We start from the raw sequence: 12,864 nt of genomic DNA, 5'->3' as shown, positions 1-12,864 counted from the left end.
CCCCCCACCCTATCGATTCCCCCCAACCTTGCCGACTCCGCCCCTGCCGCTGACCTGGCGGTGCAGGGAGCCTTGACGGCTGAAGAATTGGTAGTACCCCAATCCCCCTTGCAGGTGCGCATTGAGCGAAGAGAGGGCTTGTCTTTAGAACAAGCCCTGGAGCTCGCCGTGGCCCAAAACCCAACTGTGCAGCAGGCCAGGCTGGCCGTCGAGCGGGCCGAGGCCGGGGTGGCCGTCGCTCAAGCTGCCTTTGCTCCCAGCCTCTCCACTCGAGCCAGTTACCAATACAGCGAACCTCCTTCACCCGGCGGCGGGCCAAGCCGCGAAGTTCACACTTTCTCAGCCAGCGTGGTGCGGGTGGAGTACACCGCTTTTGACACTGGCCTCAGGGAGCAAAACCTGAAGCTGGCCCAAGAAGCTCTGCGCGTCGCCCAACTGCAACTGGAGCAAGCCCTGCAGACGGTCAAACAAGCTGTGGCCAACGCCTACTACGATCTGCAAAGCGCCGATGCCAGGGTTGCCATCAGACAGGCTGCTGTCGAAAGCTCGGAAGCCACCCTGCGGGATGCTCAAGCCCGAGAACGGGCCGGGCTGGGCACGCGCTTCGAGATTCTCCAAGCAGAGACGGAATTGGCCAACAATCGACAAGCCTTGCTGGCGGCCCAAAACATCCAACAACTGAATCGCCGCCGTCTGGCCGAACTGCTGAACTTTCCCAGCCCCACCGATGTGTTGGCCAGCGACCGCATCGAGCCGATGGGAGAATGGGATCTCAGCTTAGAAGAGACCATCATCGCTGCCTTCGCCCAACGACAAGAGCTGGAGCGCCAACGCCGCGAGCTGGAACAAGCCCAAAGCCGTGTGCGCCTGGCCCAAGCCCGCAATGGCCCCCAGGTCGGTTTGTTCGCCACCCTCGATGCCGTTAACGATTTCAACGCCAGCCGCAACAGTTTTGATGTTGGCTATTCGGTCGGAGCCAATTTCAGCTTGACGTGGTTCGATGGGGGAGCAGCATCTGCCCAAGCCCGCCAAGCCCAGATCGATGGACAAGTGGCCGTGAGCAATTTCGTTGGCACCCGCAATGAAATCCAGCGGGGGGTGGAAGAAGCCTTCCTGACCCTCAGCTCCAGCCGCGAGCAGATCGACTCGGCCAAAGTGGCGATTGCCTCGGCAGAAGAAAGCCTGCGCTTGGCCCGGCTGCGCTTGCAAGCGGGGGTGGGCACTCAGACAGAGGTGATCAATGCCGAAGCTGCCCTCACCACCGCCCGTGGCAACCTTTCCGATGCTGTGATCGCCTACAACCGCGCCTTGGTACAACTGCGGCGGGCCATCGGCAGCCTCTAACCCATCTCCTTGGCTTTGCGCCCTCACCCCCAGCCCCTCTCCCCCTGGGAGAGGGGAGTTAGCAGCAAAAGGGATCCTTAGAGCTTACGGGAATAGAACTCAACCACCAAAAGCTCGTTGACCGGAGCACAAATTTGCTCGCGGGGGGGCAGTTCTTTGATGCGTCCGCGCAGCTTTTCTTTGTCAAACTCCAGGTAGTCAGGTAGAAACAGACCCGGATACTCTGCGTAGGCGGATACCAGCTTGCGAGAAGATTCCTTGTTTCTGACCGTAATCACGTCCCCCACTTTGCAGCCATAGCTGGGAATGGTGACCTTTTGGCCGTTAACCTCTATGTGGCCGTGGCTCACCAACTGTCGAGCTGCCGGGATGGTGGGAGCCATGCCCAGACGAAACACGATGCAATCCAACCGCATTTCCAGCATCTGCAACAGGGCCAAGCCGGTGGATCCCTTGGAGCGCCGTGCCTTGCGCATGTAGCGGATCATCTGCCGTTCGCTTAGCCCATAGTTGAAGCGCACCTTCTGCTTTTCTTCTAGGCGAATGGCATACTCAGACTTTTTCTTGCGCTCGGCGCCATGCATACCGGGCGGATTGTTATTTTTGGGGCGCTTGCGCGTCAAACCGGGCAGATCAAGTCCCCCGAAGCGACGAATAATTTTTAGACGGGGACCTGTGTAGCGGGACATGCGGGCAGTTCTCCGAAATCAGCAAAGGATGTCCAGGGTCGAACGTTCAGGAAGCTAGAAGAATTGGCGATCTCCTATATTAAGCGTTCACTCCCCGATCTGGGCAAGGGGGACGAAGCGGTTTTTGGGATCCCGTCTCGACCGTCTTATCCCTCTTGTCAGTCGTAATGAACCCCCAGTTGGGTGCGGATGAAGGCGCGATCTTCGCTGAGCAGGCCGTTGAGGGTGCGCCGTTCCCCTAGGATGGGATCCGGATCCAGGCCGATGGCTTCCAAGTCGGCCAGCACCATTAGCTCCACCAATTGTGGGAAGCTCACTCTGGGCTCCCACCCCAGGACTCGCTTGGCTTTGGAAGCATCCCCCAGCAGCAGATCCACCTCGGTTGGGCGGTAGTAGCGGGGGTCGATCTCGATCAACACCTGGTCTTTATACAATCCCTGTTCGGCTGGGCCGGAGCCTTTCCAGGTAATGGGCAGACCCACCAGCGCGAAGGCTCGTTCCGCGAACTCGCGCACGGTGTGGGTTTCCCCCGTAGCCAACACATAGTCGTCCGGCTGGGGTTGTTGGAGCATCATCCACATTCCCTCGACATAGTCTTTGGCGTAGCCCCAGTCTCGCTTAGCATCCAGGTTGCCCAGGTACAGTTTGCTTTGTTTACCGGCCACGATGCGGCTGACGGCGCGGGTGATCTTGCGGGTTACAAAGGTTTCCCCCCGCCGTGGGCTCTCGTGGTTGAACAAAATGCCGTTGCAGGCGAACAGATTGTAGGCTTCGCGGTAGTTGACCGTCTGCCAGTAGGCGTACACCTTGGCACAGGCATAGGGGCTGCGGGGGTAGAAGGGGGTGGTCTCCTTCTGCGGGATCTCCTGCACCAGGCCGAACATCTCCGAGGATCCCGCCTGGTAAAACTTCACCCGGATCCCGGTGCGCTGTTGGTAGTCGCGGATGGCCTCTAGAAGACGCAGCGTGCCCATGGCCACCGCGTCGACGGTGTATTCCGGCGCATCAAAACTCACCCGCACGTGGGATTGGGCCCCCAAGTTGTACACTTCCGTCGGCTGCACCTGTTCCAGGATCCGGCGCAGGGTGGTGCCGTCCGTGAGATCCCCGTAGTGGAGAAATAGCCTGGCTTGCGGGTCATGGGCATCCACGTAGATGTGGTCGATGCGGTCGGTGTTGAAAGTGCTAGCGCGGCGGATGATGCCGTGAACTTCGTAGTTTTTCTGCAGCAGCAGCTCGGCCAGATAAGAGCCATCCTGTCCGGTGATGCCGGTAATTAAGGCACGTTGGGTCATAGAGTTGGGGGCAAAGAGCGGGAAAAGTCTAAGCAGCGAAGTGGCTCAAGTCCAATAGCAAAACTCAGATCTCGAAGCAGAGACTTGAAAGCTAAGACATTATAATGCAGCAAAACTCCCTTTCCTCAGGCAGATTCCTGACCGAGGGTGTGGTCTTTTACCCGTTGCAAGGCCGCGGTCAGGGCCATGGGCCAGGGATCCGGCTGGCGCAGTTGCCGCACCCCTTGGGGCAGATTCAGCACAGAAGCGCGGCTGGTGCGGGCGATGGCTTCTAGATCTGGCAAGGGAGCCAGTAGCACACCCCTGTGCATGATCTGGCGTAACAGCGGTTCGTAGCCGGGGGGCGGGGGCTCATCGAACCGGCCCAACAAGTCTCCCTCAGGGCCGCGAAAGATCTGCTTGCGCCCGGGAAGAGTAGCTTTGGCAAAGGAAGCCTTAGCCACCGGGATCCCGTTGATTTCCACCAATTTGTACACCCCGTTGACCCCTTCCCCGGTCACCAGGCGGGTGCCCACCCCGTAGCCGCTGATGGGAGCTTGGGAGCGATGCAGACGCTCGATCTCGTGTTCGTCGAGGTCGCCGCTGACAAACACCGGCGCTCCCTGGGGCAAAATCTGCTTTACCCGGCGAGAGAGATCTTCCAAATCTCCGGAGTCGATGCGCACCCCGCCGATTTCCCCGCGCGATCCCAGTTGATCCGGATGGGTGGCCGCAAAGAGTTGGGCTGCCGTGCGCGCCCCTTGGATGGGATCGTAGGTATCGATCAAAAGCGCGGCCTGGGGAAAGTAGCGCCGAAAGGATTGAAAGGCGCGGGTCTCGTCGCCCGAGAGAGCAGCGATGGCCATCACCAGGGAATGGGCCATGGTTCCTGCCGGCTTGCGCCCCAATTTCAGAGCCGCCAAGACGTTGGAAGTGGCGTTAAACCCTGCAGCCAGCGCCGCCCGGGCCGCCCACAGCCCCGCCTGGGGCCCAAAAGCTCGCCGCGTGCCGAACTCCAGCAAAATGGCCTCATCCCCCGCCGCATCCCGCATCCGGGCCGCCTTGGTGGCAATCAGGGTCTGGTAGTTCAAGGTGGCCAGCAGGTAGGTCTCCACCAGTTGGGCTTGCCAGAGGGGGGCTTCCACCCGCAATAGAGGCTGGTTGGCGAAAATGGCGGTTCCTTCCGGCACTGCCCACACATCTCCCTCAAACCGGCAGCGGGCCAGCAGATCCCAAAAGCGCTCCGGCGCATCGGCGAAAATGCCCGTTTCCCGCAGCGCCTGCAAAGCCTCAGGGGCAAAGCTGAGCTGCTGCAGATAGTCCACTGCCTGGGCGAGCCCCATGGCGATCAGATAGCCATAGTCGGTGGGCAGCCGCCGCACAAACAGCTCAAAGGCAGCAGGCTGAGCCTCTAACCCTTCCCCCACATAGCAGGCGGCCATGGTGAACTGGTACAGATCCGTCAGCAAACCATAGTCTTGGGGCCGCAACGACGAGAAATCAGGGCTCAACATGAAAAACCTCAGGGCAGGTGGAGGGGGACGGGAGCACGCGGCGGGTTGCCGCCAAAGTTATAGTGAAACCTACCATAAGTAAGCCTGCCTGTCAGGGATCCACAAGCAGCACCACAACCCCCGCAAGACTGGAAAAACCAGTCTTGACAAAACACCCAACCCAAACGTAGCCGAGAACATGAGCGGCCACCTGGGCAAAACTCTAGCCCCGACTTATAGTAAGATTAACCATAAGTATCCACCCGACCCCGTCAACCCTGAGCGCGCTTGTGCGAGGTCGGCCAAGTTGCAGTGGAAGAACGCCATGAATCCCATGCTAGAGGAGCTAGCTGTTGAGGCGCCGGCGGGCCTGCCGCCCCACTTTGCGCCGGAGCGGGTGGGAGAGATCTGGCGGGTGCCCTACCAACAGCGGGCAGCAGAAGCCGAGCGCTGGGCCAAGGAGCACGGGATCCCACCGGCAGAGGCCGATCGGGTGCGGGTGGGCTTGTTGCTGATCGATGTGCAGAATACCTTTTGCATCCCTGGCTTTGAGCTGTTTGTGGCCGGCTCCAGCGGTTTGGGTGCGGTGGAAGACAATCGACGGCTTTGTCAGTTTATCTATCGCAACTTGGCCCACATCACCCAGATCATCGCCACCCTCGACACCCACACAGCCATGCAGATTTTCCACCCCGTCTTTTGGGTGGACGCGCAGGGAGCCCATCCTGAACCGGCCACGGCCATTTCGGCAGCCGATATTCGCTGCGGGCGGTGGCGGGTGAACCCCGCAATGGCTGCCAACCTCACCCAAGGGGATCTGACGCGGCTGCAGGTTTATGCCCTGCACTACGCCGAGCAGTTGGAGCAAGGGGGCAAATATCCCCTCATCGTCTGGCCCTACCACTCCATGTTGGGAGGGATCGGCCATGCTCTGGTGCCGGCGGTGGAAGAGGCGATCTTCTTTCACGGCATGGCCCGCCACAGCCAGCCCAGCCTGCAGCTCAAGGGAGCCAACCCCTTGACAGAAAATTATTCCGTGCTCAGTCCGGAGGTCTTGACCGGGCCGGAAGGGGATCCCATCGACGAGAAAAACGCGTCCCTCATCTGCCACCTGTTGCAGTTTGACGCGCTGATCGTGGCTGGCCAAGCCAAAAGCCACTGTGTGGCCTGGACGGTGAACGACCTGTTGCAGGAGATCCAAGCCACGGATCCCAGCCTGGCTAAGAAAGTTTATCTTCTGGAAGATTGCACCTCAGCGGTGGTGATCCCCGGCGGGGTGGATTTCAGCGAGCAGGCGGAGGCGGCCTTCGCCCGCTTTGCCGCCGCCGGGATGCACCGGGTGCGCTCCACCGACCCCATCTGGGAGTGGCCTGAGTTTCCCAGGGATCCCGGCTGACCCCGCAGATCCAGTATGATGCGGCAGGACACTCTGCCGGAGCAGCCTGTGTACGATCGCGTCAGCGGGACGGAGTCCTTAGCTGCTTCCACCCTTTCCAGCAGCCTGCGCCCCCCCAGCGGCGCCCGCGATTTGCTGCCCCGGGAAGTACAGCGACGGGAGAGGCTGGAGGCTCAGCTCACCCAGGTTTTTCGCCGCTACGGCTACCAGCGCCTCATCACCCCCACCCTGGAGCGGCTGGAAACACTGCTGGCGGGGGGATCCATCCGCGCCGAGGCGGTGCTGCAACTGCGGGATGGCGAAGGGATGATGCTGGGGCTGCGCCCGGAGTTCACCGCTTCCCTTGTGCGGGCGGCGGCCACCCGTCTAGCCGGCGGGCCTTTGCCGCTGCGGCTCTACTACCACGGCAGCGTTTTCCGCAACAGCCGGCGGGAGGAGGGATCCTACAGCAGCCAGGAGTTTTTTCAGTCCGGGGTGGAGCTGATCGGGGCGGGCGGATGGCTGGCCGATGCCGAGATCCTGCTGCTGTTGGCCGATTGCATTCGCTCGGTCGGCATCTCCGCTTGGACGCTGCTGCTGGGCGATGTGGGCCTGACCGAAAGCCTGCTCAGCCCAGTTGCCCCCACGGCTCAAGCGGCGGTGCGCCGTGCCATTGCCCGGCTCGACTACGTTTACCTAGAATCGGCCCCTTTGCCGGAAGCCGCCCGCCAGATTGGCCTGCAAATCCTGGGGCTGCGGGGCCAGCCCGCTCAGGTTCTTTCTAACCTGGCGCGGCTGCCAGTGCCGCCTGAGCGGCTGCGGGATCTGCGGCAGCTCTGCCAGGTGCTCCAGGATCATGGAGTGCAGGTGGTGCTGGATCTGAGCCTGCTGCAAACCCTGGCTTACTACACCGGCATCGTTTTTCAGGCGGTGGCCGCCGGGGAGGTCATCGCCTTGGGAGGACGTTACGACCGGCTGCATGCCCTCTACAGCCCTCAGCAAGTGGAACAGCCGGGGATCGGCTTTACCCTGCTGCCGGATACGCTGCTGCGGCTCTTGCCCCCTGATCCCCAAACCGAGGCGATGGTCTGCAAGCGGTTGGTGGTGCCCCTGGTGCCGGCGGGGATCCCGGCGGCGCTGGCTTTGGCCGCCCGCTGGCGAGCATCAGAAGCAGTAGAGCTGGAGTTGCTGGATCGGGACCCCGAAGAGATCGAAGCCTACGCCCGCCGGTGTCGGATCCCGGAGATCGCCTGGGTACAGGCCGACGGCAGCTACCACATCACCCACCCGGCCTAATCCTGGCAAGGTTGACCTCCCAACAGAGGCGCGGCTGCACCAGTTGTAAAAGCTGTTGGCGAATGCGCTCCAACTGCTGGATTGCCTGACGGGATCCCTGCGCCCACTCGCGATAGGGGGCTGTAGGCCTGAAATGCTGTTGCAAATAGTCGATCAGCCACAGTTGCGCCGGCAGCTCCAAACCGGCCACCGCTCTGCCCAGTTCCAACGCCTGCTGAAGAGAAAAGTGCCAAGGCCAACGTTTGAGTTCCTCCAGTAGCGATGGCGGAATCTCCCGCAGGTGCTGCTGGGCCAGCAACGCCAGGCCGGGGCTGCCCTGGGCCAAGGCGATCAGCTCGGATCGGGGGATCCCTGCCAGATCTGGACAACCCAACCCACCCAACACCCGCTCCACCTCTTCTGGGCTGAGGCGGCGAAACGGCACCATCTGGCAGCGGGACAGCAGGGTTGGCAACAGGGAGGCCGCCTGGGAGGCGATGAGAATGATGTGAGCCGGGCCCGGCTCCTCCAGGGTTTTCAACAAGGCATTGGCAGCGCTTTCTGCCAAGGTTTCCGCTCCCTCCAGCACCACCACCGAGCGCCGTTCGCGTAAGCAGGACGGAGTCCTCGCAGGAATCGGCCTACGGGAACAAAAGCGAGCTATTCCCTGCACCTGCTCCAGGCGAATTTGGGGTGGCGAGCGCCGCTGCAAAGTTTGCGCCTCCGGGGATTCTGCCGGGATCAGACGGCCCTGGTGCAGGTAGGTGGGGTTGACCCAATGGAGGTCGGGATGGTTGCCCGCCAGCAGCCAACGGCAGCTTGAGCACTTGCCGCAAGGGATCCCAAAGCTGGCTTCGCACAGGAGTGCCTGGGCAAACCACCGGGCCATCAGCCCCCGACCCACCCCCTGGGGGCCCAAGAAACAGTAGCTGGAAGTCACCCGCCCCTTCTCCAGCGCCGCCACCAGCAGCCGCGCTGCCGTCTCCTGGCCAACAATGCGCTGCGGGGGCAAGACCTTCACCGGGTCAGGGGTCTCGGCGGCTGCAACTCCAAACATCATCTCAGCAGGAGAGGATGAGGTTATCGGTTGGCGGGAGCCGACAGGAAGTGCTTGCGGAAATACTGCAGCGTCTCCGGTCGCAACAACCCCCGCTCCACCAAGGAATCCCCCCAGTGTGGGGAAGCTTCATCCATTGGCGGCAAGAACTCCAGCACCTCAGCAGCCAACAAGTCGGCAGCCTTGAGGAACTCTCCCAGCGTGTGGCACCCCGACAGCCGGGCCGAATATCCCCCATCGGCAAAGAATTTGATCGTGGTCGCCTTCAGGCCCGCACACTCGCCGATAACTGTCGTCAGCTTGCCCCCCGCCTGTTGCCAACGGCTGAGGATGTGTTCGATCTGGGGCCGATCCAGCAGGCCCGCCTCCTGCAAGTTTTGGAACAGATGCCTGGCCCACGGGGTAAGCTCCGCCAACAAGGGATCCGTCGGCGGGTCTTCAGGATTGGCGGGAAGCTCCCCGGCGTTGAGCCCAGGCTCCTCCGTCCCCCTGGCAGGCCCAGACGAATGCGCCAACCCCTCTTTGGCGGTTGGGAGGTTGGCTGCTCTCAACTGGGCTTGGGCGGCCTCGGCGATCAGCTTCTGCTGTTCGTAACTCACCTGCAGCAGACGGTTGCGGTTCTGCTCAACTTTGAGGTTCTCTTGTAAAGTCTCCAAGCTCTGTCGGTAGGCCGCCAGCAGCTCCCGCGCGTCTCGCAGCTCCACCGTCAAGTTGGCCTGCTGCTGTTGGAGGGCGCTGAGGCGGGATCCCATGCTTTTGAGTTGCTGCTGAGCCTGTTCCAGGGCTTCCTGGCGGGCTTGCAGGGATCCCTCCAGTTGGACAATGCGCTGCTCGGCCTCAGCCTGTTCTGCCCTGAGCTGCTGGATCAAAGCTTCGCTCTGCTGCCGTTGCTCCTCCAGTTGGGCAGTGTGCGCTTCGTAGTCACGGTTGGCTGCCATCAACCGCGCCACTTCCGCTTGCAGTTGTTGTTGCTGCGCCTGCAAGCTCTCCACCTGCTCTGGGGGAACGTAGCCGGAAAGCCGCGCCATTTGGGTTTCGTGCTCTTGCTGTAGCTGAGCGTAGCGCTCTTGCCACCTCTGCACAGCGGCTCTCAGCTCCGCAATCGGTTGCTCTGGGGTGGCAACCTGCTCGGGCCGGGAAGCGTCCAGATGCGGGGATAGGGCAGCCTCTGACTCTGCAACTTGCCGGGCCAGTTGGGCCTGCAACTGATCCCGCTCCGACCGGAGCTGCTGGATCTGATGAAGTGCGGCCTCCAATTGGGCGCGTAGGTCGGCCACAACACTGCCGGGCACCGAGTCCAACTGGCGTTTCTGCAGAATTTGGATCTGCTCTTGCAACTGCTCCAATTCGGATTGATAGCAGTCTCGCTGGGTTTGCAACTGCCGCTGCGCTTTTTGCTCCGCAGCGCGGACAAGGGCCAACTCCGTTTCCAGCCGTTGCAGTTGTTCCCGCCAAACTCGCAAATCCTGCTGTAACGTGGCCTGATGCTGGAGCTCCACTTGTTGGAGGCGGATGGTGGCTTCCAGTTTTTGAATGCGCTGTTGATACTGGCTTTGAAAATCGGCAATCTGCTGATTCATGTTGGCCAGGATCCGATCCCATTCCTGTTCCTGGAGCTCGATTTGCAGCTGCAAGGCTTCCACTTGCTTGCGGTAGTCGGCCAAGGTGGCCGGTTGAGGCTCATCAGCAAAAGGATCTAGGGCTGCCGTGGCTGTTGTTCTGGAGACGGGAACTTCCCCAACTTCAGAGTCAAGCCCGGGTGGCCGAATCCTGGCCTCTTCCGGTACGGGCAGAGCCGGCTCCACCCCCCAGAGAGGATCCCCGGCTGCAGAGCTTTGGGGGGTTGGCTGGGGATCCCTGGCCAAAAAAGGCTGCAGCGCCTCCCACGCATTGGAGGAAGCCATCTGTTGCAGTTGCACCTGCACATCCAAGGCGCGATCCAAAATGGCCGGCTGTACCCAACCTTTCCAGGCGAGAATCTCCCCCAGTTTCCGCCCGTAACGACGCTGTTGGGCCAGAGCAACCCGCAACTGCTCGAAATCCAAATGGCCCAGCGCCACCAAAATCTCCCCCAGAGAAAGGGACTGGCTGGGCAAAAAGCGGTAGAGATCGGGCAGGGTGAGCCAGCCGTGCTCGAGGCACACTTCTCCCAACTTGAGGTGGTTTTGCTGCTGCTCCCGCAGGGCCTGGGCCAACTGGGATTGGGAAATGAGCCCTGCCCGCAGCAAACGCTGCCCCAGCGGCAAGCTCGACTCAGCCTCACCATCAGCAGCACCCCGCCCCTCCAGAAAGGGGAATGGGGTAGAGCCACTCTGGGAAGAAGAGCGCCGAGGCATCAAGAAGGCTCCCAGTTCAAGACTGTGTCGCTGCTGCACTTCAGCTTATTGCCCCCAGGATAAAGCACCAAGGGAGGGCAGCGCCACCCTGGCTTTACCCCGTGGGATCCAGTCGCATTAAAACTTGGCCAAATTCGACCGGCTGGCCGTTGCTCACCAAAATCTCCCTCACCACGCCTGCTGTTTCGGCCTCTATCTCGTTCATCAGCTTCATGGCTTCGATGATGCAGAGAGTTTGACCCTTGTTCACCCGTTGGCCAACCTGGACGAAATCCGTTTCTCCGGGGGCAGGGGCGCTGTAGAAGGTGCCCACCATCGGCGCCGTCACCTCTACCCAGTGGCTGGGGGCAGGCTTGGGAGCGCTCTCAGGAGGAGGAGCTTCTGCAGGGGGAGCAGGGGAGGGGGCCAGCGGCGGAGCGGCAGGAGGAGGAGCTTCGGCGCTCCCTTTGCGCAAGGTGAGGCGAAAATCTTTGTACTCCAGGGTTAGTTCGGCTACATCGCTCTCTTGCAGAGCGGCCAGGAGAAGACGAATTTCCTGCCAATTGACAACATCCAAGGGAAGGCTCACTCCTGATGCATCACCTGTCCACAACGGAAATCCCTAAGCCGGGGGAAGAAGCTACTCGCGGCCCAGATAGGTGTCGGTGCGGGTATCGACCCGGATCCGTTCCCCCACCTTGATGAACAAAGGCACCTGGATCTCAGCACCGGTCTCCAGCTTGGCCGGCTTGGTTCCCCCAGTTGCGGTATCTCCCTTCACCCCTGGATCGGTTTCCACCACCTCCAGAACCACAGTGTTGGGCAACTCCACATCGATCACCTGCCCATTCCAACGCAGGATTGACACTTGCATGTTTTCTTTCAGGTATTTCACGGCGGAGCCAATTTGGGCGGCAGTAATGGGGGCCTGCTCATAGGTCTCCATGTCCATGAACACCAAGTTGTCCCCCTCTGCGTAGAGATATTGCATCTCGACTTTTTCGATGGTGGCCGCCGGCAGGGTTTCCCCGGCGCGGAAGGTTTTCTCCACAACGTTGCCGGTCTGCATGTTTTTGAGTTTGGTGCGCACAAAGGCCGCTCCCTTGCCGGGTTTCACGTGCAGAAACTCGATCACCTTGTAGGGAGCTCCGTCAATTTCTACAGAGACGCCAGGGCGCAAATCGTTGCTTGAGATCATGTCGGCAGAGGGATCCGTTGCTCAGACTTCCCAATCTTACCGTGATCAGGGGGCACTCGGATTCAGCACCTGGGGATCGATGGGGGGACGACGACCATAGATGGGCAGCACCTCCTGCCACTGAGGGCGCAACCCGGCCCGGAAATCGGCGTGGGCCAATTCTGCCAACGCCACCACCGGCACAGGATCCAGAAAATCGGCGGCATCCACAGATAAGGCCTGCGGCCACCCTCGGAGAGTCGCCTGCCAAGCCGCTTCCGCCCAGAGCTGATCGGCCACTGCCACAGCCAGATGTTCGGCCCCCACCCAGTACACACCGCCATACCACTCTCCCCGTTTGGCGTCCATCTGCACCGCCACCGTCAAGGGCTGTGCCGGGGATCCCTGCTGGATCCACGCATGACGGGCCAGGACGGCCAAAGCCGAGTAGCCAAACACTGGGATGTGCAACTGCTGACCCAGCAGGCGCGCCACGCTCACCCCCAAACGGCTGCCCGTAAAGCTGCCCGGCCCCAAAGCGACCGCGATCCCGGACACCTGCGACCAGTCCTGCCCGGCCAAGAACTCCTTCAGGCAAGGGTGTAACTGCGCTGCCATCTCCCGATCCAGCCACCGGCTCAGAATGCGGGTTTCTCCCAGCTCCGGCTCCAACGGCAGCAGGGCCAAGCCCAAAACCGGCGTGGTGGTGTGGATCCCTAAAATCCAGCGGGGAAGAGACATGGCCTCTCTCAGGATCAATGAGCCAATTGACAGAACTTAACGGATGTTTTAAGGTTGTGTTGTCAATCTTCGCGCTTCCTCAGGGAAGTTTGCCATCATGACTACTGTTATCCAACGTCGCTCA

11 protein-coding genes are annotated in these 12,864 nt (G+C 61.3%); 3 read left to right on the top strand and 8 right to left on the bottom strand.

Annotated features, from left to right (window positions below):
* A partial coding sequence (locus tag NW851_RS12615; protein WP_414338961.1) for a TolC family protein occupies window positions 1-1,344 on the top strand: 1,344 nt, incomplete at its 5' end.
* A 77-nt stretch (window positions 1,345-1,421) separates the two neighbouring features.
* Here the strand turns inward: NW851_RS12615 and rpsD are convergent.
* The 3 genes from rpsD to NW851_RS12600 all read right to left on the bottom strand — a co-directional run bounded on the left by rpsD (window position 1,422) and on the right by NW851_RS12600 (window position 4,821).
* Window positions 1,422-2,033, bottom strand: a complete 612-nt coding sequence (gene rpsD / locus NW851_RS12610; RefSeq protein ID WP_414338959.1) for a 30S ribosomal protein S4 — start codon at window positions 2,031-2,033, stop codon at window positions 1,422-1,424.
* Between the two features lie 158 nt (window positions 2,034-2,191).
* Window positions 2,192-3,328, bottom strand: a complete 1,137-nt coding sequence (gene gmd, locus NW851_RS12605) for a GDP-mannose 4,6-dehydratase (RefSeq protein WP_414338957.1) — start codon at window positions 3,326-3,328, stop codon at window positions 2,192-2,194.
* A gap of 125 nt (window positions 3,329-3,453) precedes the next feature.
* Window positions 3,454-4,821 carry a nicotinate phosphoribosyltransferase gene (locus NW851_RS12600; RefSeq protein WP_414338954.1) on the bottom strand — a complete coding sequence of 456 codons (1,368 nt, stop codon included), beginning with the start codon at window positions 4,819-4,821 and terminating at the stop codon, window positions 3,454-3,456.
* Window positions 4,822-5,125: 304 nt separating this feature from the next.
* On the opposite strand from NW851_RS12600, the gene NW851_RS12595 reads away from it, so the two are divergent.
* The gene (locus NW851_RS12595; RefSeq protein ID WP_414335250.1) at window positions 5,126-6,196 is read left to right on the top strand and encodes an isochorismatase; all 1,071 of its coding nucleotides are present in this window, start codon (window positions 5,126-5,128) and stop codon (window positions 6,194-6,196) included.
* Between the two features lie 15 nt (window positions 6,197-6,211).
* Window positions 6,212-7,471, top strand: coding sequence for an ATP phosphoribosyltransferase regulatory subunit (locus NW851_RS12590; protein WP_414335248.1), 1,260 nt, complete (start codon window positions 6,212-6,214; stop codon window positions 7,469-7,471).
* Here NW851_RS12590 and NW851_RS12585 read toward each other — a convergent pair.
* The 5 genes from NW851_RS12585 to tsaB form a co-directional block, all read right to left on the bottom strand.
* The gene (locus tag NW851_RS12585; RefSeq protein ID WP_414338951.1) at window positions 7,455-8,510 is read right to left on the bottom strand and encodes a DNA polymerase III subunit delta'; all 1,056 of its coding nucleotides are present in this window, start codon (window positions 8,508-8,510) and stop codon (window positions 7,455-7,457) included. The two genes, NW851_RS12590 and NW851_RS12585, sit on opposite strands and share 17 nt — an antisense overlap.
* 20 nt (window positions 8,511-8,530) lie before the next feature.
* Window positions 8,531-10,843, bottom strand: a complete 2,313-nt coding sequence (locus tag NW851_RS12580) for a hypothetical protein (RefSeq protein WP_414338949.1) — start codon at window positions 10,841-10,843, stop codon at window positions 8,531-8,533.
* Window positions 10,844-10,937: 94 nt separating this feature from the next.
* Window positions 10,938-11,399, bottom strand: coding sequence for an acetyl-CoA carboxylase biotin carboxyl carrier protein (gene accB, locus NW851_RS12575; RefSeq protein ID WP_414335243.1), 462 nt, complete (start codon window positions 11,397-11,399; stop codon window positions 10,938-10,940).
* 63 nt (window positions 11,400-11,462) lie between these two features.
* Window positions 11,463-12,020, bottom strand: a complete 558-nt coding sequence (gene efp, locus NW851_RS12570; protein WP_414335241.1) for an elongation factor P — start codon at window positions 12,018-12,020, stop codon at window positions 11,463-11,465.
* A 45-nt stretch (window positions 12,021-12,065) separates the two neighbouring features.
* Complete coding sequence (gene tsaB, locus NW851_RS12565) at window positions 12,066-12,740, bottom strand: tRNA (adenosine(37)-N6)-threonylcarbamoyltransferase complex dimerization subunit type 1 TsaB (RefSeq protein ID WP_414335239.1); 675 nt, start codon at window positions 12,738-12,740, stop codon at window positions 12,066-12,068.
* Window positions 12,741-12,864 lie beyond the last annotated feature (124 nt).

The sequence above is a fragment of the Synechococcus sp. H55.7 genome, assembly GCF_047462395.1.
In the GTDB taxonomy this organism is placed as follows: Bacteria; Cyanobacteriota; Cyanobacteriia; order Thermostichales; family Thermostichaceae; genus Thermostichus.
Note: the sequence above shows the minus strand (reverse complement) of the source record. Positions and strands in the feature narration are given on the sequence as shown.

What these genes read in the sequence shown, in the direction of transcription:
- NW851_RS12580 (WP_414338949.1), bottom strand. Translation starts at nt 10,843, where the DNA reads ATGCCTCGGCGCTCTTCTTCCCAGAGTGGCTCTACCCCATTCCCCTTT.
- NW851_RS12585 (WP_414338951.1), bottom strand. Translation starts at nt 8,510, where the DNA reads ATGATGTTTGGAGTTGCAGCCGCCGAGACCCCTGACCCGGTGAAGGTC.
- gmd (WP_414338957.1), bottom strand. Translation starts at nt 3,328, where the DNA reads ATGACCCAACGTGCCTTAATTACCGGCATCACCGGACAGGATGGCTCT.
- NW851_RS12600 (WP_414338954.1), bottom strand. Translation starts at nt 4,821, where the DNA reads ATGTTGAGCCCTGATTTCTCGTCGTTGCGGCCCCAAGACTATGGTTTG.
- rpsD (WP_414338959.1), bottom strand. Translation starts at nt 2,033, where the DNA reads ATGTCCCGCTACACAGGTCCCCGTCTAAAAATTATTCGTCGCTTCGGG.
- efp (WP_414335241.1), bottom strand. Translation starts at nt 12,020, where the DNA reads ATGATCTCAAGCAACGATTTGCGCCCTGGCGTCTCTGTAGAAATTGAC.
- NW851_RS12595 (WP_414335250.1), top strand. Translation starts at nt 5,126, where the DNA reads ATGAATCCCATGCTAGAGGAGCTAGCTGTTGAGGCGCCGGCGGGCCTG.
- tsaB (WP_414335239.1), bottom strand. Translation starts at nt 12,740, where the DNA reads ATGTCTCTTCCCCGCTGGATTTTAGGGATCCACACCACCACGCCGGTT.
- NW851_RS12590 (WP_414335248.1), top strand. Translation starts at nt 6,212, where the DNA reads ATGATGCGGCAGGACACTCTGCCGGAGCAGCCTGTGTACGATCGCGTC.